Below are 24,806 nucleotides of genomic sequence, written 5' to 3' on the forward strand. Positions count from 1 at the left end.
CGCTGTCCGCAAGGAGAACAGTCATGCCGAACCGTCGTCACACCCTGACCGCCCTGGGCGGGATCGTCGCGGCTCTCGCCCTGTCCGTGCCCGCGGCGAACGCGCTCACCGACGACTCCGCCACGACCGGCACCACCGTCGCCCGAAGCCAGGACACCTTCAAGGGCCGGACCGACGCCGCCGTCCGCAAGAGCCTGAAGGACCTGGTCAAGAAGGACGGTTTCCCCGGCGCACTGGCTTCCCTGAGTGACCCGGGCGGCCGTGCCCGCAACTACACGGCCGGAGTCGGCAACCTGAAGACCAAGTCGAAGGTGCCCCTCGACGGGCAGGTACGCATCGCCAGCAACACCAAGATGTTCACCGCGACCGTCGTCCTGCAACTCGTCGGCGAGGGCAGGGTCAGCCTCGACGCGCCCATCGAGGACTACCTGCCCGGCCTCGTCCGCGGCGACGGCATCGACGGCCACGACATCACCGTACGACAGCTCCTCCAGCACACCAGCGGACTGCCCGACTACGACGAGGAAGTCGTCCAGGACTACGTCGCCAAGCAGCAGCACCGCTACTTCGAACCCCGCGAGATCCTCCAGTTCGGCCTGAACAAGAAGGCGCTCTTCGCGCCCGGCACCGGCTGGAGCTACAGCAACACCAACTACGTCCTGGCCGGTCTCCTCGTCCAGAAGGTCACCGGCCGCCCCGTCGGCGAGGAGATCACCCACCGCATCATCGAGCCCCTCGAGCTGCGCCACACCTACTGGCCCGGCCTCGGTGACCAGACCATCAAGGAACGACACCCCCACGGCTACTTCGCCGCAGCGCCCAACACGCCCTACGCCGACGTCACCGAGCAGGACCCCTCCGCCGGCTGGGCGGCGGGAGGACTCATCGGCACCCCCGGCGACCTCAACCGCTTCCTCACCGCGCTCCTCGACGGCAGGCTTCTCAAGCCGGCGCAGCTCAAGGAGATGCAGACCACCGTCGACGCCCCCGACCTCGACACCGTCGGCGACGGCCACTACGGCCTCGGGCTCGCCACCTTCAAGCTCAGCTGCGGCGGCTACGCCTGGACCCACGGCGGCAACGCCCCCGGCTACACCACCCGCAACGCCGTGACCAAGGACGGCCGGGCGGCCACCATCGCCGTCACCGCCCTGCCCACCACCCTCCCCGCCGCGGAACACGTCGAGGCCGCCCTCGACACCGCGCTCTGCACGCGCTGACCCGGCCCCGCGACGGCAGGGACCCCACCCCGCGACGGACCACCGTGACAGGTGCCGGACGCGGGGCGGGGCATGCCCGGCTCCAGCGGGCAGGCGGGGCCTACTCCGCGGCGCCGGATTCGGAATCCCACGGATACTCCAGTACGTGAGCCACTTCCCGGGCCCGCGCGGTTCCCTCGACGCGCTCGACGAGGTGAAGCGACATGTCGATACCGGCGGACACACCCGCACTGGTCACGATGTGCCCGGCGTCGACCCACCGCTGCCCGGTGCGCACCTCGACGTCGGGGAACTGGGCGAGGTCGTCGAGCACGCTCCAGTGACTGGTGGCGGCCAGCCCGGCGAGGAGTCCTGCCGCCCCGAGGACGAGGGCACCGTTGCAGACGGACGCCAGGAGCGTGCCCGTGTCCGCGAAGGACCGCATCCGTGCCAGATGTGCCTGGTCGTATCGGAGGTGATCGATCCCCGAACCGCCGGGATGGATGAGGAGGTCCGGCCTCGGGTCGTCGTCGACACCGCCGTCGGGCGTGACGGCCAGTCCGAGGCTGCACCGCACAGGCTTCCCGTCGAGGCTCGCGGTGCGGACGAGCACCTCACGGTCGGTCAGCTCCTGCCAGAAGCGGAGGGTCTCCCACGGACCGAAGGCGTCCAGCTCCTCGACCCCTTCGAACAACAGCACGGTGACTCGATACGGAACGGTGTCGGGCATGGCTGGTCGGCCTCTCCGGGAAACATGCGGGATGGGCGAACAAGGTAGCGCGCCGCTTGGCGGCCGGCATGGTGCCGGCCTGGTGACGATGACGACATCGACGAGAAGGCGAAGCCCGGGAACTGGCGGCCCTCCCGCCGCGACTACTGCACCGAAACCACTCGGCCCAGACCACTCCGCCCATGAGTGGGTACGGCGCGCACCACAAGGAGTCCCATGTCGATGAACCGGCCGGCCGCGGCCACCCTGGCCGCGGCCTTCTGTCTGCTCACGGCGGCATGCGGCTCCTCGTCCGACGACACGGCGAGCGGCACCACCGAGGCCGCCGGATCGACGTCCGGCTACCCGGTCACCCTCGACAACTGCGGCCGGAAGCTGACCTTCGACAAGGCCCCCGAGCGGGTCGTCGTCATGAACGGCGCGTCCGTCGCCGAGGTCTCGACGCTGCTCGCCCTCGGGCTCGAGGACAAGGTCGTCGCCAACCAGCAGAGTTACGGCAGGTCCGAGGTACCCGGCCGGGCCGCCGCCATCAAGAAGCTCCCCACCGGCGGAATCACACTCAACGGCGCCGGTGACATCCCCCGCGAGGCCATGCTCGGCCTGCGTCCCGACCTCACCCTGTCCGTCACCTCGTACGGCTTCGAACAGAAGAACGGCTTCGCCACCCGTGAGCAGCTCCAGCAGGTGGGGGCCAACAGCTACATCTCTCCGCAGGGCTGCGACGACGATCCCTCCAGGATGACCGTCGCCGACAGCTACCAACTGCTGCGCGACATGGGGAAGATCTTCCATGTCGGCGACCGGGCCGAGAAACTGATCGCCGAGTCCGAGAAGAAGATCGCGGCGGTCGCCGGGAAGGCCAGGACGGACAAGCCCCCGAAAGTCATGGTGCTGTTCGCCAGCCCGTCGGGCGAAACCGACTTCAGCCTGGTCTTCGCCAAGGGCATCGTCAACGACATCCTCGCCAAGGCCGGCGGCGCCAACGCCTTCGAGGACACCGCCGAGACGCTCTTCACCAACGTCAGCAAGGAGAAGGCGGCCACCACGGACGTCGACGCCCTCGTCGTGATCGACGCCAGCGGCACCGACGCGGCCGGATACGCCAAGAAACTGCTCAAGGAGTTCCCCCAGTGGCCGGCCGCCAAGAACAACACGTACGTGACACTGTCCGACTCGATGTACCTCGGCCCCAGCAACGAAGTGGCCGTGAAGAAGATCGCCGAGGCGCTGCATCCGGACGCCGCCTGAGCCGGCTCACGCTGCCGCTGGCGTTCGCCCTCCTGCCCGTCGCCCTGGTCGCCGCCATGATCGTCTCGATCGGCGTCGGCGCGGTCAACGTGCCCGTCGGCGACGTGTGGAGCATCGTCGTCCACCACGTCACGGGTGCCGGAGCGGCACCCTCGGACCCCGCGCTCGACCAGATCGTGTGGAACTTCCGCGCCCCGCGCGTGGTTCTGGCGGCGCTGGCGGGCGCGGGCCTGTCCGTGTCCGGCGCCGTACTGCAGAGCGCCGTCTCCAACCCGCTGGCCGACCCCACCGTGCTGGGCTTCTCCTACGGCGCCACACTCGGCGCCGTCCTGGCCATCACCCTGGGCGGCTCGGTGGCGGCCGCCGGCCTCGGCGTCTCGACGGCGGCCTTCGTGGGGGCGATGGTGGCGGGAGCCCTGGTCTTCGCGCTGGGACAGCGACGCGGACGCATGGCCCCGACCCGGCTCGTGCTGGCCGGGGTGGCCGTCGGCTACGTCTTCCTGTCGGCGACGAGTTTCGTACAGCTCCACGCCTCCCCGAACGAACTGCGCACGGTGCTGTTCTGGACGCTGGGCAGTGTCGCGGGCGCCCAGTGGGACCAACTTCCCACGGTCGCCGTCGTGGTGATCGCCACGACCGTCCTGCTGTCCCTGTTCGGCCGCCGGCTCAACGTCCTGCTGGCCGGCGACGAGTCCGCCACCGCGCTCGGCCTCGACGTCAACCGGCTGCGCCTGCTCCTGCTGGTGCTCAGCGCCCTGCTGACCGGCACGGTCATCGCGGTCGCCGGCGGCATCGGGTTCGTCGGCCTGATGATCCCGCACCTGGTACGGCTGAGCACCGGTGCCGACCACCGCCGTCTACTGCCTCTGACCGCGCTGCTGGGCGCGGTGTACCTGGTCCTCGTCGACCTCCTCTCCCGCACCCTCGACCGCCCCAACGAGCTGCCCCTGGGCATCCTCACCGCACTGCTCGGCGCGCCCTTCTTCCTCTGGCTGCTGCGCCGCAACAAGAGCCTGGACTGACGTATGAAACTCACCGTCGAACGGCTCCACGTCACCCTGGAGGGCAACCCGATTCTCCGTGACGTGAGTCTTGAGGCCCGCGCGGGAGACATCGTCGGCCTCGTCGGGCCCAACGGCAGCGGCAAGTCGACCCTGTTGCGCACCGTCTACCGTTCGCTGCGTCCGGCGGGCGGCGTCGTGCGGGTCGGGGACGACGACGTGTGGACCCTGTCCGCCCGCACAGCGGCCCGCCGTACCGCCGCGGTGCTCCAGGACTCCGGCGGCAACACCACCGGTCTGACCGTCACCGAGATCGTCGCCCTGGGCCGCAGCCCCCACCACGGCCTGCTCGGACGCGACGGAGCCGAGGACCACCGGGCCGTCGAGGACGCCATCGACCACTGCGGCGTACGGCGCTACGCACAGCGCGACTACGCCTCCCTGTCCGGCGGGGAACGCCAACGTGTCCTGCTGGCGCGGGCGCTGGCGCAGTGCCCGCGGCTGCTGGTCCTGGACGAACTCACCAACCACCTCGACATCCGGGCCCGCTTCGAGCTGCTGGAGCTGGTCCGCGCCACGGGGATCACCACCCTGGCGGTCCTGCACGACCTCGACCTCGCCGCCCGGCTCTGCGACCACCTCGTCGTCCTGCACGAGGGCGCGGTGGTGGCCGCGGGCGCGGTCCTGGAGGTGCTGACGCCGCAGGTCCTCGGGGAGGTCTTCGGCGTACGGGCGAGCACCCACCGGCACGACGACGGCGTCATCCGCATCACCTACGCCGCCCAGCCACTCGCCACCGACGTGCCGGCCCCGCGCGGGTGACACGCACGACAGCGGGGAACTCCATCCGGGCGCACGGCGACTCACTGGGGGACGGCTCCACGTGAACGAGGGAGCCGGCGCACACCTCCCGGGGCGCACCCACACCTCCGGAGACCGTCAGGAGACGCACCATGGCACGTATCGAATACCTCGTCACCGGCATGACCTGTGAGCACTGCGCCGCGAGTGTCACCGAGGAGGTGTCCCAGGTGCCCGGCGTCACCGGCGTGAACGTCGACGTGAGCGCGGGAGCGGTCGCCGTCGACGGCGCCGGCCTGGACGACGCGTCGCTGCGTGCGGCGATCGCGGAGGCGGGGTACCAGGTCACGGCACTCGTCCTGGCCTGACGCGGGCCGCGGTACGGCGGCCCGCACCGGAGCGGAGCCCGTCCTGGCAGGAACCCGGGTGTCCGGCTTCTTCCGGTGGGTGCCAGGATGAGCTGCCATGGCAGCCGACGGAGCGTTGCGCGCGTTGCGGGCCGCGGTGTTCGCGGCCGTCTGCGTGGTGCTCGCCGCCCTCGGCCACGTGCTGATGTCCGGCTCCGGACTGCCCTGGTGGGTGCTGCTGTCCGGCCTCACCGCGGTCGGCGCGGTGGGCTGGTCCTTCGGCGGTAGGGAGCGGTGCGGCGCCGCGGTGGCCGCCCTGACCGTGGCCGTACAGACGGCCCTGCACCTCGGCTTCACCCTCGCGCAGTCCACGGCCCGGCCGCCCATGGCCAAGGCCGGTGGCACGCAGAGCGTCCAGGAGTGGGCGCGGTACCTGCTCTGCGGCGCCGACCCGACCCCGGCCCAGGCGGCCCGTGCCTACGACATCGCGCAGCGGGCCGGCCTGACCGAGCACCTGCACCACGGGCCCGGTCACGCCACAGGGGCCATGGCCACGTCGGGCACCACGGACATGTCGGCGCCGGCCGCCCTGATCCACCTGGGGCACATGACTGGCACCGCGTCCTGGGGCATGCTCGCCGCCCACCTGGTGGCCGCCGTCCTGTGCGGACTCTGGCTGGCACAGGGGGAACGCGCGGCCTTCGCCCTCGTACGCGCCTGCGCCGACCGCGCTTTCGTGCCGCTGCGGCTGGTGCTCGTCGTCCTCGTGCCACCGCCGGGTCCGCCCGCCTTCCGGCCCGCCCGGCGGACCCGCCGGCGGCTGCGGCGCCTCCTGTTCGTGCACACCCTCGCCACCCGCGGCCCTCCCCGGGGGACCGCTGTCGTCTGACAGCCGGTTCACCGCCGAAGCGTCCGATGCGCCCGGCGGTCCCCGTGCGCGTGTGCGCGGACGGGTCTCCCACCCGTGCGGCGGGCCCATGGCCCCCCGGGCCCCTCCTCGGCGCCGCCGTACCGGATCCTGCCGAGGAAGGACCACGGGACCATGATCCCTGCCCTGCCCGCCGTGACCGACGAGACGGTCACGGCATGGGCGCTCGCCGCCGCCGGCGGCGACAGCGAAGCGGTCGACCGCTTCGTGCGCGCCCTCCAACGTGACGTACTGCGCTATGTGGCGTACCTCGCCGACGACATCCAGGCCGCCGACGACCTCGCCCAGGACACGTTCCTGCGGGCGCTGACCGCGCTGCACCGGTTCGAGGGCCGCTCCTCGGCCCGGGTGTGGCTGCTGTCGATCGCCCGCCGGGCGGTCGCCGACAACATCAGAGGGGCCGCCCGACGGCCGAGGACGGACGGCACCGCCGACTGGGAGGACGCGGTCGAGCGCGCCCGGCCGGCCGGTCTGCCGGGCTTCGACGACGGAGTCGCCCTGATGCACCTGGTCGAAGCCCTGCCCCGCGACCGCCGCGAGGCATTCCTGCTCACGCAGGTGTACGGACTGCCGTACGCGGACGCCGCGGAGGTGGTCCGGTGCCCGGTCGGCACCATCCGCTCCCGCGTCGCGCGGGCCAGGCTGAACCTGGCGGAAATGATGGCGGACGAACCCGGCACCACGCCCCGGTACGCACCGGCCGTGGCCTGAGAGGACGTCATGGTCCGTGCCCGCGCCGCTGCCTGGGCACGCGAGCACGGGCCATGGGCCTTGCGTGGTCAGGCATCCTCGATGAGAGCGGCCGGGACGGTGGTGTGCGGCGCGACGGACCTCGGGGAGGCTGTCACGGCGGCGGTCGCCGTCCACGGAGTGTCGGTGGCGAGGGCTTCTCGCCAGGGGCGCAGCGCGCGCGGCGGCAGGCCGGCGGCCAGCACGGCGGACAGCCGGTCGCCGGTTCGGTAGGCGACGAGGAAGCGGCCCTGCGCCATGTCCCCTTCGACGACGACGTGTTGGTCGTGGCCGCGCGGGTGCCCGTAGGCCTGGAGCCTGACGTCGTACTGGTCGGTCCAGAAATAGGGGACCGGTGCGAAGGGCCGGGGCCGGTCGGGGTTGAGGAGGTTGTGCGCGACGGTCAGGGCCTGCTCGGCGGCGTTGGTGCGGTGCTCGACGCGCATCGACGTGCCGAACCGGGGGTGGTGCCAGCGGGCCACGTCCCCGACCGCGTACACACCGGGCGCCGCCACGCAGAACCGGTCGCACACCAGCCCGTCCTCCAGGCGCAGACCGCTGCCGTCGAGCCATTCGGTGTTCGGCACCGAGCCGACGGCCATCAGCACGTCGTCGGCGGGGAGAACGCTGCCGTCGCTCAGCAGCACGGCGCCGACGCGTCCTCCGGGGCGGCTCCGGATCCCGGTGACCGAGACGCCGGCACGGACGTCGACACCGTGCTCCCGGTGCATCCGGGTCAGGAATCCGCCCACCGTGTCGCCCAGGACGCGTGCCAAGGGCAGCGCGGACCGTTCCACGAGCGTGACCTCGACGCCGAGCGCCCGCGCGGTCGCCGCCGTCTCGGTGCCGGCGAATCCGGCGCCGACGACCACCAGACGGCGGCCCGCGCGCAGCCTCGGCCGGAGCGCCAGGGCGTCGTCCAAGGTGCGCAGTACGTGTATCCCGGCGGTGCCGTCCGCGCCCGGAACCGATGGCCGCCGCGCGCGGACCCCGGTCGCCACGACCAGGGACTCGTACGGGAGACGGGTTCCGTCGTCGAGACGCACGAGGCGCTCCGCGGGGTTCACCCCGGTCGCCGCGGTGGCCAGTCGCATGTCCAGGCCGAGGCTCTGAGTCTCCGCCGGGCTGCGCAGCGCGAGCCGGGGAGGATCCCAGGCGCCGCTCAGGAGCTGCTTCGACAACGGCGGCCGGTCGTAGGGGAGATGAGGCTCCGCACCGATCACCACGAGTCGGCCGGTGTACCCCAGTCGGCGCAGCGCCGCCGCGGTGGTCAGTCCGCCCGCGGAGGCGCCGACCACGACCACCGGGCCGCCGCTCACGTCGCCACCAGCTCGATCGCCGCGCCCTTGTCCTGCTGCATGTCCACCCGCACGGGGTCACCTCTATCGGTTGTCCATTTCACCCACCCGTTTGGTGAACACCGTAAGCCGGTCAAGGGTGTTCGGACAACGAACGCGGGACGACGACGGGCCGGACTCGAGCGGCGGTGTCGATACGCCGGCCCACGTGACCTCACCCCACCATCAGCGCGGACGCGCGAGGCGCGAGGAAGTGGTCCATCACCAGTTCCCCGGCGCCGACGGCGGCCACCTGGTCGCCCACGGCGGATCCCTGCACCAGGACCCGCTCGCGTGCCACCAGTTCGCGGGCGACGAGGTCGGGGACGACGGGGAGGAACGCCGGGCCGAGCCGGCTCCACAACGGGCCGCCGAGCACGACCCGCTCCACGTCCAGCAGATTGACCAGCACGCCGAGGCCGACCGCGACCCGTCGCGCCGCCCGCTCCAGGAGACGGGAGGCGACGGCGTCGCCCGCGGCCGCGAGGTCGCACAGCGCGGAGCAGGCGTCGTCCACCGCGACGTAGTCGTTGAGGTTCGGCAGCGGCATCAGGCCCACCCGGGCGGCCTGGAGGACGAGCGCCTCCGGAACGCAGGCGGCGGCCAGACCGCCGCGCCGGCCGCTCCACTCCAACTGCTCGGCGTCGGGGTCGACGACGAGGTCGCCGACCTCTCCGAGGTTGTTCGTGGTGCCCCGTACGACCTGGTTGTCCAGGACGACCGAGGCGCCCACGCCCGATCCCAGGTAGAGGAAGACGAACGTGTTGGACCCCGCCCCGCAGGAGCGGAGCTCCGCCGTGGCGGCGGCCGTGACGTCCTTGTCGAGGAGGACGGGCAGTCCGGTCGCCTCGTGCAGGTCCGCGCGGAGCCGGACGTTGCGCCAGTCGGGCAACTGGGGCGGGTCGAGCAGGAGTCCCGCGTCGACGTCGAGTGGCCCCGGGGCCGCGATGCCAAGGCCGAGCACCCGGTCCGCGGCGATGTCCGCCTCGGTGAGCAGACCCTCGACCACCTCGGCGATGACGGCGGTCGTCCGTGCCGGGTCCGTGGCCTGCGGGGTGCGTTCCTGGCGTCCCAGCCGGACCCGGCCCTCGAGATCGAGGAGCACGACGGTCAGCCGGGCGGGGTCGATGTGCACGCCGACCGAGTACGCTCCGTCCCGGTCGATGACCAGCGGAATGCTCGGACGGCCCCGGGCGCTCCCGGCCGGCGCGCTCTCGCGGATCAGCCGGTCGTCGATCAGCCGGCGGGTGATGTTGGAGATGGTCTGGGAGCTCAGGCCGGACTCCCGCTGCAGGTCGGCCCGGCTGACCCCGGGGGAGCGACGGACCAGGTCCAGCACCACCGCCTGGTTGTAGTCCGCCAGCCGGAGTTGGTTGCTCCCTCGCCGCATGTACACCTCCGTGCGTCGCCGAGGACGCGTGATCTCCACGGGCCCTCGTCTCATTTAATCCAGCGGATAGATGATAGGCGCTCAGCGGGCGGACGTGCCCATGGTCGCCTCGGATTGCCCTATTGCTGGACTTAAGACTCTTGACGTCGAGCGATGCCACTCCTTACGATCGCCGAAATTTACTCAATCCAATGGATAAAAGCACGGAGTGGAACCACAGTCAGGAGAGGTGACGCAATGAGGCGCAACCGTGTCCTTGCCGGTGCCGCGGCCGGAATGCTGCTGGGAGGGGCACTCACGGCCTGCTCGAGCTCGGCGGACGACGACGGTCCGGTGACCGTCAAGCTGCTGGAATTCCAGGAGGCCCGCGCCGAGGTCGTCAAGGACCTCATCCCGCGGTTCGAGAAGGAGATGGCGAAGCAGGGGAAGGAGATCAAGGTCGAACTGGTCGCCGACCCCCTCACCGACGAGCAGTTCCGGACCAAGATCACGCAAGAGCTCCACTCCGGCTCCGCTCCCGACGTCATCGACATGGGCGGCACCAACGTGACCGGCCTGGCCGGCGCCGGCTACCTGCTGAACCTCGACGACCACCTGGACGGCTGGGACGGCTGGGACCAGTACTACCCGTCGGTGAAGGACGGCGCCCGGCAGCCCGACGGCAGCTTCTACTCCATCCCGCACGAAGCCAGCATCCAGAGCCTCTTCTACCGCGAGGACGTGCTGAAGCGACTGGGCGTCGACACCTCGCAGCCGCGCACCTGGGACGAGCTGATCGACAGGCTGAAGCAGGTCAGGGCCAAGACCGGGGAGGCCCCGCTCGTCCTGCCCGCCGGCACCGCCTGGGGCGGCGGATCGTGGTCGGAGGGCTTCCTCCCCGTCATGGCCGGCACCGGCAGCACGTTCTACGACGCGAAGACCAAGAAGTGGGACGTCCGCAGCCCGGGACTCTCGGCGGCCTTCGGCCTGTACGCGAAGCTCGTCGCGGCCGACCTGCTCCCGGTCCGGGACCTGCAGAACCCGAACCCGTGGGAGCCCACGAAGTACGAGAAGTTCGTCAAGGGCACCCTTCCGGTCGCGGCCCAGGGCAGCTGGGGATGGAAGTACGACTGGGGCCCCGAGGGCGCGGCGCCGATCGAGGACGTGCGCGACAAGGTCGGCACGTGGGACTACCCGGCCCTGGTACCCGGCACCGAACCGTACTCGGTCGGCGGCGGCGGATTCGGCTACAGCGTCAACGCCGACAGTGCCCACGCCGACGCTTCCGTCGAGCTGGCCAAGTGGCTCAGTTCCGGAACGGCCCTGGCCGAGCAGCTGGCCGCGGTGGGGGCGGTCGCCCCGCGCAAGGACCTGGCGGACACCGCCCCGTACAAGAACGAACCCTCGCTGATCGAGGCGGAGCGCAAGCTGGGCTCGAGCGTGCAGCCGCCGCGCGGCGACGGCGAGGACCAGGTGTCCCAGGCGGTCCAGGAAGCCACGGAGAAGATCCTGTCCGAGGACGCCGACGGCGACGAGGCCGCCGACACCTTCGCGACCGAGGCCGAGGAGCTGCTCGGCGACGACCGGGTGGCGCGATGACCACGGTCGGGGCCACCTCCGGCCGAACGGCTCGAACGCCCCGGACGCCCCGGACGCCCCGGACGAGGCGCAAGGGGCGGACGCGCCTGGCGCTGCCCCTCTTCCTCGGGCCCTCGGTCCTCCTGATCGCGGTCTTCGTCATCGCCCCCGCCGCCTACGGCCTCTACCTCGCGCTCACCAACACGCAGCTGACCGGCTTCGCCGCCCGCGACCCCCAGTTCGTCGGGCTGGACAACTTCCGCACCCTGCTCGGCTCCGGCGACTTCCTTTCCTCGCTGGGCCGCACGGGTCAGTTCGTGTTCTGGTCGGCGATCGTCGGGCAGACGGTGCTCGGCATGCTGGCCGCCCTGCTGCTGCGCCAGAAGTGGCTGCGCGGCAAGGGGGTCTTCGGAGCGCTGGTGCTGCTGCCGATGGTGGTCCCCGAGGTCGTCGCGTCGCTGACCTGGGCGAGCGTGCTCTCCTCCGACGAGGACGGCACCTTCAACCGGCTGCTCGCGCTGTTCGGCGGCGGTGCGGCGGCCCCGCTCCAGGACTCACCGATGACGTCCATCGTCATCATCAACGTGTGGCGGGGCATCGCGTTCGCCATGATCATGTTCCAGGCGGCGCTGGAGGGAGTGCCCGACGAGCTGATCGAAGCCGCGCGGATGGACGGTGCGCGCGCGCTCCAGGTCTTCCGGCACATCACCCTGCCCCTGATCCGCGGGCCGGTCTTCCTCTACCTGCTGCTCACCACCATCACCACCGTCGGCGTCTTCGGCCTGGTCTACTTCCTGACCCAGGGAGGCCCGGGACACCAGACGGAGCTGGCCTCCGTCTACATCTTCCAACGGGCCTTCCAGTACTCGCAGATCGGCCTCGGCAGCGCCGCCTCGGTGATCCTGCTGGTCGTGCTGACGATCCTGGGCGTGACCTACGCCCGGCTGGCCAAGGTGGAGGTCTGATGACGGCCACGACGACGACGGCCGAGAAGACCCGCAAGCTCGCCGAGCCCGCCGCCCCGCGCCGCGGCACGCCGGGGTGGCGGACCCTGCAGCACGCGCTGCAGTACGCCCTGATGGTGCTGCTGGCACTGTTCTGCGTCGTACCGTTCGCGTGGGTCGTGCTGACGGCGGTGGACGCCGACGGGGGATCCACCGTCACCCTGCCCTCGTTCACCCTGGACAACTTCGCCCGGTTCTTCACCGACGGCGACACCCCGAGACTCTTCCTGAACAGTGTCGTCGTCTCGTTCGCGGCGACCGCGCTGAACCTGGCCTGCGGCGTCCTCGGCGCCTACGGACTGTCCCGCTACCGTTTCCGCGGACGCAGGACCTTCATGTTCTCGATCCTGCTGATCCGGGTGATCCCGCCACCGGCGACGATCGTGGCCCTGTACCTGCTCATGGTCAAGATGCACCTGGACGACAGCTACCTGGGCCTGATCCTGGTGGAGGCCGCGTCGGCGCTGCCGATCACCCTGTGGCTGCTCAAGGGCACCATCGACGCCGTCCCGTTCGAGCTGGAGGAGGCGGCCTGGCTCGACGGGAGCACCCGGTTCGGCGCCGTGCGCCGCATCGTCCTCCCGCTGGTCGGCCCCGGTCTTGGCGCGGCGGCGATGCTGACGTTCATGGCCGTGTGGGGGGACTTCCTCACCCCGCTGGTGCTGCTCCAGTCGCCGGACCTGTATCCCCTCTCGATCGGCCTGTTCCGCGCGTTCACCGCGTTCAACCAGGTCGACTGGGGTGTGCTCGCCGCGAGTTCGGTCGTCTACACGGTGCCGCCCGCCGTGCTCTACGTCTTCCTGAGACGGCATCTGATGCGTTCGAACCTCAGCGGCGCCGTCAAGAGCTGACCGCTCCCGCCCATCCAGCCCGTCCAGCCCATCCAGCAGCTCGTACGACACGTATGAGCCGTACGACATGCACGAGGAGACGCTCCCTTGGTTGACGACAATCCGAACGGCCGGGTGCAGCTCGACGCCACCGCGCTGGCGATGCTCCGGGTCCGGCGGTTCACCAAGTACCGGATCCGGCCCGCCGTCCACCGCGAGACGCGTCCGACCCGGATCACCGCGTGGACCGTCGGCGGCGAACCGGTGCCGTTCGCCGACGCCGTGACGAAGTCGTACCTGCCCTTCGAGGTCGGTCAGCCGTGGGGGCGGCCCTGGGACACGACCTGGTTCGACGTGCGCGGCGAGGTGCCGGCCGACTGGGCGGGGGGACGCGCCGAGCTCCTCGTCGATCTCGGATTCACCGGCGACCAGCCGGGCTTCCAGGCCGAGGCCATGGTCTACCGGCCGGACGGGGAGATCCTCAAGGCGATCGAGCCCTACAACTCCTGGGTCCCCCTGCCCGATCCCGGACCCTTCCGGCTGCTGCTCGAGGCGGCCGCGAACCCGATCGTCCAGGTCCCCTACGCCTACGAACCCACGGTCATGGGGGACAGGGCCACCGCCGGGGACCAGCCGCTGTACCGCCTCACCGAGCTGTCGGTCGCGTGGCGGGACCAGGAGGTGTGGGAGCTGCTCCAGGACGTGACCGCGCTCGACGGACTCGTCGACGTCCTGCCGGCGCACGGGGCGCGGCGGGCGGAGATCGCGCACGCCCTGGAGCGGATGGTCGACGTCATGGACCCCGAGGACGTGGCGGGCACCGCCGCGCTCGGCAGGGAGGTCCTGGCGCCGGTGCTGGCCGGCCGCGCGCCGGACAGCTCGCTGATCGTGTCGGCGGTCGGTCACGCCCACATCGACTGCGCCTGGCTGTGGCCGACCCGGGAGACGGTACGCAAGGTGGCGCGGACCTTCGCCAACGTGCTGGATCTCAGCGAACGCCACCCGGAGTTCGTGTTCGCCGCCTCCTCGGCACAGCAGTACGCCTGGCTGAAGGAGAGCCAGCCGCGCCTGTTCGAACGGGTCCGCAGGGCGGTGGCCGACGGGGTGATCAGGCCGGTCGGCGGCATGTGGGTCGAGTCGGACACCAACATGCCCGGCGGCGAGGCACTGGTCCGCCAGTTCGTGCTCGGCAAGCGCTTCTTCGCCGAGGAGTTCGGGGTGGAGAGCGACGAGGTGTGGCTGCCGGACTCGTTCGGCTACACCGCGGCGATGCCGCAGATCGCACGGGCCGCGGGCGCCCGGTACTTCCTCACGCAGAAGCCCTCCTGGAACGAGACCAACCCGATGCCCCACTCCAGTTTCCACTGGGAGGGCATCGACGGCTCCCGCGTCTTCACCCACTTCCCCCCGGCCGAGACCTACAACTCCGACCTCGGCGCCGCCGACCTCGCGCGCACCGAACGGACCTTCCGGCAGAAGGGCAAGGCACGACACGTCCTCGGGCTGTACGGGTGGGGCGACGGCGGTGGCGGCCCCACCCGGGAGATGCTGGCCGCGGCCGAACGCAAGCGCGACCTCGACGGATCGCCGCGGGTGCGGATGGACGACCCCGGCAGCTTCTTCCGCACCGCCGAGGCGGAGCTGCCCGCGCCGCCGGTGTGGGTCGGCGAGATGTATCTCGAACTGCACCGCGGCACCCTGATCTCGCAGGCGCGCAGCAAGCGCGGCAACCGCCGCAGCGAAGCCCTGCTCCGCGAGGCCGAGCTGTGGGCGGCGACGGCGGCCCTGCGCGAGGGAGCCCGGTACCCCTACGACGAGCTGCGGCGGATCTGGGAGACGGTGCTGCTGCTCCAGTTCCACGACATCCTGCCGGGCACCTCCATCGCCTGGGTCCACCAGGAGGCCGAGGCGGAGTACGAGCGGGTGGCCGGCGAGCTGGAGACGCTGATCACCACGGCGCTCGACGCGCTCCGCGCGGACACGGACCACACCTTGGCCGTCGCCGCCAACGCCGGCCCGTACCCGTTGGACGGCGTACCGGCGATGGGCCTCGGACCGGTGACACCGGCCCCGACGGCCGTACCGCGTCGCCGGGACGACCGGATCGTGCTCGACGACGGGGCGCTGCATGTGGAGATCGACGCCCGGGGCACGCTCGTGTCGGTCCGCGACCTGCGCGCGGACCGCGAACTGCTGCCGCCCGGCGTCGCGGGCGGCGTCCTCCAGCTCTTCCGCGACACCCCGCGCGAGTGGGACGCCTGGGACATCAACGACGAGGACAAGCGCAGCGGCACCGACCTCCTCGCACCGGTGGCCGTGGACGTCGTCGACGACGCGGTCGTGGTGCGGCACGAGCGGGGGCGGACGGTCATCACCCAGCGCGTCCGGCTGTGCGAGGGCCGGCTCGACTACACCTTCGACATCGACTGGCACGAGTCGCAGAAGCTCCTCAAGCTGGCCTTCCCGCTGGACATCCGCACGGACCGGTCCACCTCGGAGATCCAGTTCGGCCATCTGCACCGGCCGATCCACCAGAACACCTCCTGGGACGCGGCCCGCTTCGAGACCGTCGCGCACCGGTGGATCCACGTCGGCGAGCCCGGCTACGGCGTCGCCATCGCCAACGACGTCGTCTACGGCCACGACATCCGGGGCGGGCGGACCCCCGGTGGCCGGGCCATGACCACGGCCCGGCTGTCCCTCCTGCGCGCCCCCCGCTATCCGGACCCGAACGCGGACCAGGGCCGGCACACCTTCTCCGTCAGCCTCCGCCCCGGCGGGATAGCCGACGCCGTCGCGGACGGGTACGCCCTGCAGCTGCCCCCGCGCACGGTGCCGGGGGCCGCGGTGGAGCCGCTGCTGGAGGTCACCGACCGGGCCGTCGTCGTGGAGAGCGTCAAGCTCGCCGAGGACCGCTCCGGGGATCTCGTCGTGCGCCTGTACGAGGCGCACGGCAACCGTTCCCGCGCGAGCGTGCGGACCGCGTTCTCCTGGAGCGAGGCCGTCGCCACCGACCTGCTGGAGCGTGCCGTGGACGGTACGGCGGTCCGCGCGTCGACGCCCGGCCGCGAGGTCGCGCTCGAACTGCGCCCCTTCGAACTGCTCACCCTGCGCTTCCGCGCCCCGCTGCTCTGAGAGCCCTCCGGGTCACCGGCCCGAGAACACCCCACCGGCTCCGTGCGTCGCACGCCGAGGAGCCCGACGGAAAGGCTGTCCCCATGGCGCTCGACCGGTCGTCCGACCAGCCCCGGCCGGAGTATCCGCGGCCGCAGTTCCGCCGCGACCGCTGGCTGAACCTCAACGGCACCTGGGAGTTCGAGATCGACCGGTCCGACACCGGCCGGGAGCGCGGCCTGCTCGAACGGGAGCTGGCCGGTGAGATCGTGGTGCCCTTCGCTCCGGAGTCCGCGCTCTCCGGCATCGGGGAACAGGACTTCATGCGGGCGGTCTGGTACCGCCGCGTGATCACCGTGCCGCCGCACTGGCGGGGCGACCGGGTGCTGCTGCACTTCGGCGCGGTCGACCACGACGCGACGGTGTGGGTGAACGGGACCGAGGCCGGGCGGCACCGGGGCGGGTTCTCCGGCTTCTGCGTCGACATCACCGACGCCGCTCCCGCCGGGACGCCGGTGCCCGTGGTCGTGCGGGCCCGGGACGAACCGGAGGCGCCGCAGGCCAGAGGAAAGCAGTCGGCCGCCTACACGCCGAACGGGCCCCTGTACGGCCGCACGACGGGCATCTGGCAGACCGTCTGGATGGAACCGGTGCCCCGGGTCGCCGTCCGCCGTCCGCGGATCACGCCCAACCTCGCGGCCGGATCCTTCGACGTGCAGGTGCCGCTCTCCGCGAACCTGCCCGGCGGTACGGTCCGCCTCACCGTCCGCGACGCCGCAGGTGAGGTGGCCGGCGGCAGCGTCCGCGCCGACCTGGACCTCGCACCGCGGCTGAGCCTGATGCTGCCGCCGGAGCGGATCCGCCCCTGGTCGCCCGCGGACCCCCATCTCTACGACCTCGACATCGAGTTGCGGGACGCGGACGGGCGGGTCGTCGACAGGGTGGAGTCGTACGCCGGTCTGCGCGGCGTCGCCGTCACCGGCAGGCAGATCCGGCTCAACGGCGAGGTCGTCTTCCAGCGGCTGGTGCTGGACCAGGGCTACTACCCGGACGGGCTGATGACCGCGCCCAGCGACGCCGACCTGGTCCGGGACATCCAACTCGGCCTGGCGGCCGGTTTCAACGGTGCGCGGCTGCACCAGAAGGTCTTCGAGGAGCGCTACCTCTACCACGCCGACCGGCTGGGCTACCTGGTGTGGGGCGAGTTCGGCGACTGGGGCTGCAACACCGGCGAGGGACGCTCCACCAACCAGCGGCCGGACGCCTCGTACGTCCAGGAGTGGCTGGAGGTGCTCGACCGGGACCACTCCCATCCGGCGATCGTCGGCTGGTGCCCGATGAACGAGACCTGGCAGGAGTACGGGGACCGGATCACCGCGCTGGACGACGTGATGCGGGCGATGTTCCTGGCCACGAAGGCCCACGACACCTCCCGTCCGGTGCTCGACACCTCCGGGTACGCGCACCGCGTCACCGAGTCGGACGTCTTCGACAGCCACGACTACGAACAGGACCCGGACACGCTCTCGGCCAACCACGCCGCACTCGGCGTCGGCGAGCCCTACGTGAACCGCACGGACGGCACCGGCGAGTCCTGGTCCGTCGGCTATCGCGACCAGCCCTTCTTTGTCAGCGAGTTCGGCGGCATCTGGTGGAACCCGGCCGAGGCGGACCGGCCCCAGTCGGAGGCCACCTCCTGGGGGTACGGCAACCGGGTGCACGACGTCGAGGAGTTCCACACCCGCTTCGAGGGACTCGTCGCGGTACTGCTCGGCCACCCGGACATGTTCGGGTACTGCTACACGCAGTTGACCGACGTCTTCCAGGAACAGAACGGCATCTACGCCTTCGACCGGTCGGAGAAGTTCGAGACCCGGCGCATCCGCGCGGCGCAGCTCCGGCCCGCGGCGATCGAGGCCGCCGCGCGTTCGGCGCGCTGAAGGACCGTCCCCGCGCGGTGTCGGTGATCTGTCGGTGATCTGTCGATGCCGTCGGCCGGATGTCGGTACGCCCCGGCATCGTCCGGAGCACGGCCCCGGAGTTCACCCGGCGGCCCATCCCGAAGGAGCCACCATGCACACCCCCGTCACGATCATCGGCGCCGGACTCGGCGGGCTCACGCTGGCCCGCGTCCTGCACGTCCACGGCATCCCGGCCACGGTCTACGAGGCGGAGTCCTCCCCGACGGCGCGTTCGCAGGGCGGCCTGCTCGACATCCACGACTACAACGGGCAGCTCGCACTCGAGGCGGCCGGCCTGACGGACGCGTTCCGCGCCGCCGTCCTGGAGGGCCGCCAGGCGATGCGGATCCTCGCGCCGGACGGGACCGTGGTGCTGGACCAGGCCGACGACGGCACGGGCGGACGCCCCGAGGTGGACCGCGGTGACCTGCGGCGGATCCTGCTCGACTCCCTTCCGGCGGGCACCGTGCGGTGGGGCCGCAAGGCCGACCGCGTCCGCGCCCTCGGCGAGGGCCGCCACGAAGTGGCCTTCTCCGACGGCGACACCCTGGCCACCGGCCTGCTGGTCGGCGCGGACGGCGCGTGGTCCCGGGTTCGGCGCCTGTTGTCCGCCGCCACTCCCGAGTACCTCGGCAAGTCGGTCGTGGAGACCTATCTGTACGACGCCGTCGCACGGCACCCGGCCGCGGCGAAGGCGGTCGGCGCGGGGATGCTGGTCGCCACCGCACCGGGCAGGGAGATCTTCGCCCACCGCGAGAAGGACGACACCCTGCACGCCTACGTGGGACTGGCCGAGCCGCAGGGCTGGTTCGCCGACGTCGACTTCGCCGACGGCGCGGCGGCCACCGCACGCATCGCGCGGGAGTTCGACGGCTGGGCGGCGGAACTCACCGCGCTGATCACCGACGGCGACGAAGCACCCGTCCTGCGCCCCCTGTTCGCCCTGCCGGCCGGACACCGGTGGGACCGGGTGCCGGGCGTGACCCTGCTCGGCGACGCAGCCCACCTCGCGGCGCCCAACGGCGAGGGGGCCAACCTGGCCATGCTCGACGGCGCCGAACTCGGTGCGGCCCTCGCGGCGCACCCTGGCGACATCGAGACGGCGCTCACCGAGTACGAGCAGGCCCTGTTCCCCCGCAGCGCCGAGGCCGTCACCAACGGGTCGCCCGAGATCGAGTCCGCCCGCGACACGGCCGGGGCCTGATGGGTCCGCGACGGCGCAGATGACGATGCCGGACGGGCTCCGCCATATGCATACGGGCTATACATGCAGACTCCAATAGTGGGCATATCCATTAATTGGAAACTCCATGTATTGTGATCGTCATGGATGATGCCCGTCTCGACCTGGATCTGGTCGACTACTTGCTGGTCCTGCGCCAACAGGTGCAGGTCGAACTGAGAACCCTGCTGCGCGATCTCGAACTGACCGACGCGCAGGCCGACGCGCTGTGGCGTCTCAGCGGCGAGGGGCCGATGACCGCCCGGCGCCTGGCCGACCGGCTGCGGTGCGACGCGTCCACGGCCACCGCCATGGTCGACCGCCTGGAGCGGCACGGCCTGGTCCGCCGGGTGGCGCACCCCACCGACCGCCGAGTAAAGATCCTCGAACTGACATCAGAAGGCTGCGCACTGCGCGAGCGAGTGATGCGGCACACCGCCGAGCACTCCCCGTTCGCCCGTCTCGATCGCGACAGCAGACTGCGTCTGCACGCTCTGTTGCGTCGGGCGGCGGGCGGGAGTCCGCCGGACTCCGGCACCGACGCCCCGGGCGGCACCGGGGAGAAGCCATGAACCGGACCGCGGTCGTCACCGGCGGGGCCGGCGGGCTGGGGCTGGTGACCGCGCGTCACCTGGTCGAGGAGGGGATGGACGTGGTCCTCGTCGGCCGGGACCGCGCGCGCACGGCCGCGGCGGTCGAAGCCGTGTACGGCCCGGCCCGCCGAGGGGCCCCCACCGCCCCTGGCCGGGTGTACACGGCCGACCTGTCCCGGTGGTCGCAGGTCCGGCACCTGGCGTCCGAACTGGCCGCCGACGGAGTACGCGTCGATGTCCTGATCAACAACGCGGGTGCCGCGTACCCGCGTTATGAGCAGACCCCGGACGGTGTGGAACGCACCCACGCCATCAACCACGTCGCCCCGTTCCTGCTGACGCACACCCTCCTCGCGGCAGGCGCGTTCGCCGAGCATGCCCGGATCGTCAACATCGCCAGCTCGGTGGCCAGGCGCGGCGGACTCGACCCCCGGGAGCCCGACGTCACGGGCACCTCGCGGGGCGGGCGACGCTACTCCCAGCTCCACGTGTACGGCACCAGCAAGCTGGTCGGCCTGCTGGCCACCATGGAACTCGCCCGTCGGCTGCCCGTCGGCATGCGCGCCTACAACGCCGACCCCGGCATGGTGAAGAATGGCTTCAACACCAACTCCGGGGGACTGATGCGGCTCACTGGCCCGCTGTTCCGGCCGTTCGCGATCACGCCGGACGAAGGGGTGCGGCCCGCCTGCTCGCTGGCAACCGCCCGCACCGCTCCGGAGCCCAACGGCGGCTACTTCACCGGAGCCGGGCCCGTGGCGCCGCCTTCGCGGCTCTCCCGGGAACCGGCTCTCGCGCGAGGCGTCTACGAGGCGACGGCGTCCCTCCTGGGCGTCGAACCGCTGCCGGTCCGGGAGCGGGCCTGAGCCCCCGGCCCGATCAACGGCATCCCGACGGCGCGGCGTTCGCGACCGAGCGGTCGACGTCGCCGTTCACCCGGGCCGTCCCGCCCGCGCCGGCCACCGGCGGCCCGCCTGCGGACCGCGGGGAACGGTTCGTCAGCAGCAGCCCGATCAGGGCAGCGGCCGAGAGCGCGAGGACCGCCCACATGTACAGCCGGGCGGTGGGGACGAGCCCGCCGCCGTGGACCACCAGGACGCCGGCGACGACCGAGGGCACCCCCATGCCGAGGTAGCTCACGACGTAGAGGACGGACATCAGACCGGCCCGCTCGCGGGGCTCCGCGGGGGCGACGACGGTACGCAGGCCGCCCTGGAACCCGGCGCCGAAGCCGATACCGGCGACGACCGTGCTGCCGAAGAACCCCGGTGCCGACTCCGCGGCGACCGCGGCCAGCGCGGCGAGTGTCGCCGCCATGAGCACGGTGATGCCGAGCACCATCACCCTGCGAGGTGAGGCGCGGCCCAGAACGGCGGCCGACACGGTGGCCGCCACCGTCAGCAGGAAGAGCCCGAGTCCGGCCACCACCGTCGAGTCGGAACCGGACAGCTGCCGGGCGAGCGCGGGACCGAGGGACCCGTAGAAGCCGGCGAGCGCCCAGGCGGCGAAGAGGATCGGCGCCGCCGCCAGCACGGTGCCCCACAGGCCGGACGGCACGGCCATCCTGGGGATCAGCGCGGCGCGCGCGCCCGGCGTGCGGCGGACGGTCTCCGGCATCCGGAGCACGGCCGCGCCCTGGACGGCGAAGACACCGACGAGCAGCAGGTACACCAGGTGCGTGGGTGCCGGCGCGTACTGCACCAGCACCCCGGACAGCAGCGCGCCGCTGCCCGTGCCGATGCCCGGTGCGGCCGCGTTGGTGACGGCGCCGCGGTGCCGGTCGACGTCCAGCATCGCCGCGCCCAGCGCGCCGACGGCACCCCCGGTGGAGACGCCCTGGAGCACCCGTCCCAGCAGCAGCGCGTCCACGCCCTGCGCGGTGGCGAGCACGGCCAGCGCGACGGTCTGGAGGGCGAGCGCGGTCAGCAGCACGGGCCGTCGGCCGAGGTGGTCGGACACCCGCCCGAACACGAGCAGGGACACGAGTACGGCGATCGCGTAGACACCGAAGACGACGGTGGTGGTGATCGGTGAGAAGTGCCAGGCGTCCGCGTACGTCGCGTACAGGGGCGTGGGCGCGCTGGAGGCGGCCAGCAGGGACACGACGATCGAGCCCAGCAGGAACAGGCCACCGGGGCCGGTACGCCGGGGAGCAGCGGATCCGTTCATGGCACAAGGGTTGCCGGACCGCCCGGCCCCTGCGAGTGGCAGAAGTGACCCCTTTCATTAGGATGCTGCCATGTCCGTTCACCGAGTGGCCGTACTGGCGCTGGCGGGGATGGCTCCGCTCGACCTGGCCATCCCCCTGCAGATCTTCGGTCCGCGTCCGGAGACCCCGTACGAGATCCGCGTGTGCGGGCCGGGCGGTCCCGTGCCCACGGCGAACGGCTTCGCGATGGCCGTCACGAGTGGACCGGAGGGTCTCGAGACCGCGGATACGGTCATCGTGCCGGGAGGATTCGAGCAGGGACCACCACCGGGACCGTTGCCGCAGAAGGTGCTCGACGCACTGGTCACGGCCCACGCCCGGGGCCGGCGCGTGGTGTCCATCTGCACCGGAGCCTTCGTCCTGGCCCGGGCCGGACTGCTCGACGGGCGGCACGCCACCACGCACTGGCGGTACACCGACCGGCTGGAACGGGAGCACCCGGCCGTCCACGTCGACCGCGACGTGCTCTACGTGGACGAGGGCTCCGTCCTGACCTCGGCCGGAATGTGCTGCGGCATCGACCTGTGCCTGCACATCGTCCGTCGCGACCTGGGGGCCGCCGTGGCCAACCAGATCGCCAGGGGGATCCTTGCCGCTCCCCACCGCGAGGGCGGCCAGGCCCAGTTCGTGCCCGCGCCTGTCGCGGACCGCGGCGACAGCGCGCTGGCCGACACCCGGGCCTGGGCGCTGGAACGCCTGGGGGAGGCGCTCACCGTGCCCCGGCTGGCCCGGCACGCGGGCATGTCCGAGCGCACCTTCATGCGCAGGTTCGTCGAGGAGACGGGCACGACGCCCCTGCGGTGGCTGGTGGGCGCGCGGCTCGGGCTGGCGCGCGAACTGCTGGAGACAACCGACCGCTCGATCGACGTGGTGGCCCGCGACTGCGGCCTTGGCTCGGCCGCCAACCTACGGCTGCACTTCCGGCGCGCGCTCGACACCACGCCCACCGCGTACCGCAGGACCTTCGGCCGCAGGGCGCCGTACCTCCACGCCTGACGTCCTGCCGGGGAGAGGCGCCGTTCAGCCGTCGGAGACGCGCGCGTCGAGGTGGACCAGCCCGGCCACCCCGAACTGGAGCGTGACGGGGAGCGTGCGCTGTCCGGCGGTGTTACGGGCGGCCTGGGGCAGCTTCACCCTGGGCCCGCCGGCACCGCCGAAGGTGACGGTGGTGCCGGGCTGGAGCAGGATGCCCGCGGTGGTCAGGGCTCCGGTGCCCTCCGTGCCCTCGGCGCCGACCAGTTCGCCCCGGCCACCCGCGGACGTGGCGACCATGCCCAGGTGTTCGGGCACCGAGCCGTTGTTCCGCACGGTCATGCTCAGTTTCCCGCCGGACGGGCCGAGGTGCGCCACCGCGTCGGTCACGGCCAGGTCGATGCCGGCGACGCGTACGGCGACACTGCCGGGGGCGGAGGCGATACCGGGGGTCCGTCCGGCGGACGCGGTGGTCCCGGAGGGCCGGGCGTCGTCTCCGGTACCGGCGCAGCCGGCGGTGAGGAGGGCGAGTGCCGCGGACAGGGACATGGCCAGTACGGCTCGGGCATTGGGCGTCGTGCCTCTCATGTCCCGCATCCTGTCAAGGGCGTTCGCAGGGCGGCCCGCCGCCCCCGGGCCAACCCAACTTCTGCTTATGACGGGATGCGTGTTCGATTCTCGGCACATCAGAACCTTCCACGCGGTGGTGAACGTCGGCACGTACTCCGGGGCGGCCGCACTCCTCGGTTACACCCAGCCCGCGGTCACCCAGCAGATGAAGGCACTGGAGCGGTCGCTGGGCAGCCCGCTGTTCGTCCGGGTGGGGCGGCGGATGCGGCTGACCGAGGCCGGCGAGACCCTGGCCCGGCACGCCGAGAGCATCCTGGAGAGTCTGTCCGTGGCCGAGGAGCAGGTCACGGCGATCGCCCGGCTGCGCAGCGGCACGGTCAGGCTCTGCGGCTTCCCCAGCGCCAACGCCACCCTCGTCCCCGAGACCCTGGCGGAACTGGCCGCCGGTCACCCCGGGATACGGGTCGACCTGCTCGACGACGAACCCCCCGACTCCCTCACGCGCCTGGCCCGCGGCGAGTGCGACATCACGCTCGCCTTCACCTACCCGCGGCCGGCCGAGACGGTACCCGACGACGTGGTGGAGATCCCGTTGCTGGAGGACCAGCTCACGGTCCTGATGCCGGTCGGCCATCCGCAGGCCCGGCGGCGTGCCGTGCGGCTCGCCGACTTCGCGGGGGAGCGCTGGATCGTCGGCTGCGCACGCTGCCGTACCAACTTCCTGCACGAGTGCGCCGAGTCGGGCTTCGCCCCCGACATCGCCTTCACCACCGACGACGGCCTGGTCACGCAGTCGCTGGTCGCCGAGGGGCTGGGGGTCGCCGTGGTGCCGAGTCTCGTGCTGTCCTTCCTCCGGCGCGACCGCGTCGCCGGCCGGGCCCTGCAGCCGGCACTGCGCCGCCGGATCTCGGCGTACGTGCTGCGCGAGCACCTGCGGATTCCGGCCACCGCCCTGGTGGTCGACACGGTCAGGGAGGTCGCCGAACGGCGGGTGGGCTGCTGACCCGGCGCCCGGCACTGGCGGGGAGGAGCGCGTGCGCGCCACCCGTCAATCCATAAGCGCT

Annotated in this window: 22 protein-coding genes; 17 read left to right on the forward strand and 5 right to left on the reverse strand. The window is 72.0% G+C overall.

The features are described 5' to 3' along the window. Window positions 1–23 precede the first annotated feature (23 nt). Window positions 24–1,220 carry a serine hydrolase domain-containing protein gene (locus ACGH7X_RS41245; RefSeq protein WP_399896362.1) on the forward strand — a complete coding sequence of 399 codons (1,197 nt, stop codon included), beginning with the start codon at window positions 24–26 and terminating at the stop codon, window positions 1,218–1,220. Window positions 1,221–1,320: 100 nt separating this feature from the next. On the opposite strand, the gene ACGH7X_RS41250 is transcribed toward ACGH7X_RS41245, so the two are convergent. Further along, a complete protein-coding gene (locus ACGH7X_RS41250) occupies window positions 1,321–1,899 on the reverse strand; it encodes a DJ-1/PfpI family protein (protein WP_399896365.1) in 579 nt (192 codons plus the stop codon). Between the two features lie 246 nt (window positions 1,900–2,145). Between ACGH7X_RS41250 and ACGH7X_RS41255 the strand changes: the two genes are divergently transcribed. The 6 genes from ACGH7X_RS41255 to ACGH7X_RS41280 all read left to right on the forward strand — a co-directional run bounded on the left by ACGH7X_RS41255 (window position 2,146) and on the right by ACGH7X_RS41280 (window position 6,965). Beyond that, window positions 2,146–3,177: an ABC transporter substrate-binding protein gene (locus ACGH7X_RS41255; RefSeq protein ID WP_399896368.1), complete on the forward strand. Its 1,032-nt coding sequence runs from the start codon at window positions 2,146–2,148 to the stop codon at window positions 3,175–3,177. A 56-nt stretch (window positions 3,178–3,233) separates the two neighbouring features. Beyond that, entirely contained in the window at window positions 3,234–4,199 is a 966-nt protein-coding gene (locus ACGH7X_RS41260) for a FecCD family ABC transporter permease (RefSeq protein WP_399896370.1), read from the forward strand. Window positions 4,200–4,202: 3 nt separating this feature from the next. After that, the gene (locus ACGH7X_RS41265) at window positions 4,203–5,000 is read left to right on the forward strand and encodes an ABC transporter ATP-binding protein (RefSeq protein WP_399896373.1); all 798 of its coding nucleotides are present in this window, start codon (window positions 4,203–4,205) and stop codon (window positions 4,998–5,000) included. Between the two features lie 131 nt (window positions 5,001–5,131). Then, the gene (locus ACGH7X_RS41270) at window positions 5,132–5,347 is read left to right on the forward strand and encodes a heavy-metal-associated domain-containing protein (RefSeq protein ID WP_399896376.1); all 216 of its coding nucleotides are present in this window, start codon (window positions 5,132–5,134) and stop codon (window positions 5,345–5,347) included. A 97-nt stretch (window positions 5,348–5,444) separates the two neighbouring features. After that, the gene (locus ACGH7X_RS41275; RefSeq protein WP_399896379.1) at window positions 5,445–6,215 is read left to right on the forward strand and encodes a hypothetical protein; all 771 of its coding nucleotides are present in this window, start codon (window positions 5,445–5,447) and stop codon (window positions 6,213–6,215) included. Between the two features lie 153 nt (window positions 6,216–6,368). Then, window positions 6,369–6,965, forward strand: coding sequence for a sigma-70 family RNA polymerase sigma factor (locus ACGH7X_RS41280; protein WP_399896382.1), 597 nt, complete (start codon window positions 6,369–6,371; stop codon window positions 6,963–6,965). 68 nt (window positions 6,966–7,033) lie between these two features. Here the strand turns inward: ACGH7X_RS41280 and ACGH7X_RS41285 are convergent, their stop codons facing one another. Together ACGH7X_RS41285 and ACGH7X_RS41290 are read right to left on the reverse strand one after the other, a co-directional pair. After that, entirely contained in the window at window positions 7,034–8,302 is a 1,269-nt protein-coding gene (locus ACGH7X_RS41285; RefSeq protein ID WP_399896385.1) for an NAD(P)/FAD-dependent oxidoreductase, read from the reverse strand. A gap of 193 nt (window positions 8,303–8,495) precedes the next feature. Beyond that, window positions 8,496–9,710 (reverse strand): ROK family transcriptional regulator, encoded by a 1,215-nt coding sequence (locus tag ACGH7X_RS41290; RefSeq protein ID WP_399896388.1) that lies wholly within the window; start codon window positions 9,708–9,710, stop codon window positions 8,496–8,498. 237 nt (window positions 9,711–9,947) lie between these two features. Here ACGH7X_RS41290 and ACGH7X_RS41295 point away from each other — a divergent pair, with 237 nt between their 5' ends. The 8 genes from ACGH7X_RS41295 (at window position 9,948) to ACGH7X_RS41330 (ending at window position 20,857) form a co-directional block, all read left to right on the forward strand. Beyond that, the gene (locus ACGH7X_RS41295; RefSeq protein ID WP_399896391.1) at window positions 9,948–11,288 is read left to right on the forward strand and encodes an ABC transporter substrate-binding protein; all 1,341 of its coding nucleotides are present in this window, start codon (window positions 9,948–9,950) and stop codon (window positions 11,286–11,288) included. Next, a complete protein-coding gene (locus tag ACGH7X_RS41300; RefSeq protein WP_399896394.1) occupies window positions 11,285–12,232 on the forward strand; it encodes a carbohydrate ABC transporter permease in 948 nt (315 codons plus the stop codon). The genes ACGH7X_RS41295 and ACGH7X_RS41300 overlap by 4 nt, the downstream gene beginning before the upstream one ends. Beyond that, the gene (locus ACGH7X_RS41305; RefSeq protein ID WP_399896396.1) at window positions 12,232–13,122 is read left to right on the forward strand and encodes a carbohydrate ABC transporter permease; all 891 of its coding nucleotides are present in this window, start codon (window positions 12,232–12,234) and stop codon (window positions 13,120–13,122) included. The genes ACGH7X_RS41300 and ACGH7X_RS41305 overlap by 1 nt, the downstream gene beginning before the upstream one ends. 141 nt (window positions 13,123–13,263) lie before the next feature. Further along, the gene (locus ACGH7X_RS41310) at window positions 13,264–16,236 is read left to right on the forward strand and encodes an alpha-mannosidase (protein ID WP_399897725.1); all 2,973 of its coding nucleotides are present in this window, start codon (window positions 13,264–13,266) and stop codon (window positions 16,234–16,236) included. Window positions 16,237–16,319: 83 nt separating this feature from the next. Further along, window positions 16,320–18,155: a glycoside hydrolase family 2 protein gene (locus tag ACGH7X_RS41315; protein ID WP_399896399.1), complete on the forward strand. Its 1,836-nt coding sequence runs from the start codon at window positions 16,320–16,322 to the stop codon at window positions 18,153–18,155. Window positions 18,156–18,288: 133 nt separating this feature from the next. Further along, the gene (locus ACGH7X_RS41320; RefSeq protein ID WP_399896402.1) at window positions 18,289–19,380 is read left to right on the forward strand and encodes an FAD-dependent oxidoreductase; all 1,092 of its coding nucleotides are present in this window, start codon (window positions 18,289–18,291) and stop codon (window positions 19,378–19,380) included. Between the two features lie 122 nt (window positions 19,381–19,502). Beyond that, window positions 19,503–19,970: a MarR family winged helix-turn-helix transcriptional regulator gene (locus ACGH7X_RS41325; protein WP_399896405.1), complete on the forward strand. Its 468-nt coding sequence runs from the start codon at window positions 19,503–19,505 to the stop codon at window positions 19,968–19,970. After that, the gene (locus tag ACGH7X_RS41330; RefSeq protein WP_399896408.1) at window positions 19,967–20,857 is read left to right on the forward strand and encodes an SDR family NAD(P)-dependent oxidoreductase; all 891 of its coding nucleotides are present in this window, start codon (window positions 19,967–19,969) and stop codon (window positions 20,855–20,857) included. Before ACGH7X_RS41325 ends, ACGH7X_RS41330 begins: the two co-directional genes overlap by 4 nt. A gap of 13 nt (window positions 20,858–20,870) precedes the next feature. On the opposite strand, the gene ACGH7X_RS41335 is transcribed toward ACGH7X_RS41330, so the two are convergent. Beyond that, a complete protein-coding gene (locus tag ACGH7X_RS41335; RefSeq protein ID WP_399896410.1) occupies window positions 20,871–22,160 on the reverse strand; it encodes an MFS transporter in 1,290 nt (429 codons plus the stop codon). A gap of 70 nt (window positions 22,161–22,230) precedes the next feature. Between ACGH7X_RS41335 and ACGH7X_RS41340 the strand changes: the two genes are divergently transcribed. Further along, window positions 22,231–23,196, forward strand: coding sequence for a GlxA family transcriptional regulator (locus ACGH7X_RS41340; RefSeq protein ID WP_399896413.1), 966 nt, complete (start codon window positions 22,231–22,233; stop codon window positions 23,194–23,196). Window positions 23,197–23,220: 24 nt separating this feature from the next. Here the strand turns inward: ACGH7X_RS41340 and ACGH7X_RS41345 are convergent, their stop codons facing one another. Further along, the gene (locus ACGH7X_RS41345; protein WP_399896416.1) at window positions 23,221–23,760 is read right to left on the reverse strand and encodes a hypothetical protein; all 540 of its coding nucleotides are present in this window, start codon (window positions 23,758–23,760) and stop codon (window positions 23,221–23,223) included. A 79-nt stretch (window positions 23,761–23,839) separates the two neighbouring features. On the opposite strand from ACGH7X_RS41345, the gene ACGH7X_RS41350 reads away from it, so the two are divergent. Further along, the gene (locus ACGH7X_RS41350; protein ID WP_399896419.1) at window positions 23,840–24,745 is read left to right on the forward strand and encodes a LysR substrate-binding domain-containing protein; all 906 of its coding nucleotides are present in this window, start codon (window positions 23,840–23,842) and stop codon (window positions 24,743–24,745) included. Window positions 24,746–24,806: the final 61 nt, after the last annotated feature.

The sequence above is a fragment of the Streptomyces sp. BBFR51 genome, from assembly GCF_044591655.1.
Lineage (GTDB): Bacteria > Actinomycetota > Actinomycetes > Streptomycetales > Streptomycetaceae > Streptomyces.

Bases quoted from the DNA above. Each gene is read 5' to 3' on its own strand.
- ACGH7X_RS41290 (WP_399896388.1), bottom strand. From the start codon at position 9,710: ATGCGGCGAGGGAGCAACCAACTCCGGCTGGCGGACTACAACCAGGCG.
- ACGH7X_RS41340 (WP_399896413.1), top strand. From the start codon at position 22,231: ATGTCCGTTCACCGAGTGGCCGTACTGGCGCTGGCGGGGATGGCTCCG.
- ACGH7X_RS41320 (WP_399896402.1), top strand. From the start codon at position 18,289: ATGCACACCCCCGTCACGATCATCGGCGCCGGACTCGGCGGGCTCACG.
- ACGH7X_RS41310 (WP_399897725.1), top strand. From the start codon at position 13,264: ATGCTCCGGGTCCGGCGGTTCACCAAGTACCGGATCCGGCCCGCCGTC.
- ACGH7X_RS41345 (WP_399896416.1), bottom strand. From the start codon at position 23,760: ATGAGAGGCACGACGCCCAATGCCCGAGCCGTACTGGCCATGTCCCTG.
- ACGH7X_RS41325 (WP_399896405.1), top strand. From the start codon at position 19,503: ATGGATGATGCCCGTCTCGACCTGGATCTGGTCGACTACTTGCTGGTC.
- ACGH7X_RS41265 (WP_399896373.1), top strand. From the start codon at position 4,203: ATGAAACTCACCGTCGAACGGCTCCACGTCACCCTGGAGGGCAACCCG.
- ACGH7X_RS41255 (WP_399896368.1), top strand. From the start codon at position 2,146: ATGTCGATGAACCGGCCGGCCGCGGCCACCCTGGCCGCGGCCTTCTGT.
- ACGH7X_RS41260 (WP_399896370.1), top strand. From the start codon at position 3,234: ATGATCGTCTCGATCGGCGTCGGCGCGGTCAACGTGCCCGTCGGCGAC.
- ACGH7X_RS41280 (WP_399896382.1), top strand. From the start codon at position 6,369: ATGATCCCTGCCCTGCCCGCCGTGACCGACGAGACGGTCACGGCATGG.
- ACGH7X_RS41300 (WP_399896394.1), top strand. From the start codon at position 11,285: ATGACCACGGTCGGGGCCACCTCCGGCCGAACGGCTCGAACGCCCCGG.
- ACGH7X_RS41335 (WP_399896410.1), bottom strand. From the start codon at position 22,160: ATGAACGGATCCGCTGCTCCCCGGCGTACCGGCCCCGGTGGCCTGTTC.
- ACGH7X_RS41305 (WP_399896396.1), top strand. From the start codon at position 12,232: ATGACGGCCACGACGACGACGGCCGAGAAGACCCGCAAGCTCGCCGAG.
- ACGH7X_RS41275 (WP_399896379.1), top strand. From the start codon at position 5,445: ATGGCAGCCGACGGAGCGTTGCGCGCGTTGCGGGCCGCGGTGTTCGCG.
- ACGH7X_RS41245 (WP_399896362.1), top strand. From the start codon at position 24: ATGCCGAACCGTCGTCACACCCTGACCGCCCTGGGCGGGATCGTCGCG.
- ACGH7X_RS41295 (WP_399896391.1), top strand. From the start codon at position 9,948: ATGAGGCGCAACCGTGTCCTTGCCGGTGCCGCGGCCGGAATGCTGCTG.
- ACGH7X_RS41315 (WP_399896399.1), top strand. From the start codon at position 16,320: ATGGCGCTCGACCGGTCGTCCGACCAGCCCCGGCCGGAGTATCCGCGG.
- ACGH7X_RS41330 (WP_399896408.1), top strand. From the start codon at position 19,967: ATGAACCGGACCGCGGTCGTCACCGGCGGGGCCGGCGGGCTGGGGCTG.
- ACGH7X_RS41270 (WP_399896376.1), top strand. From the start codon at position 5,132: ATGGCACGTATCGAATACCTCGTCACCGGCATGACCTGTGAGCACTGC.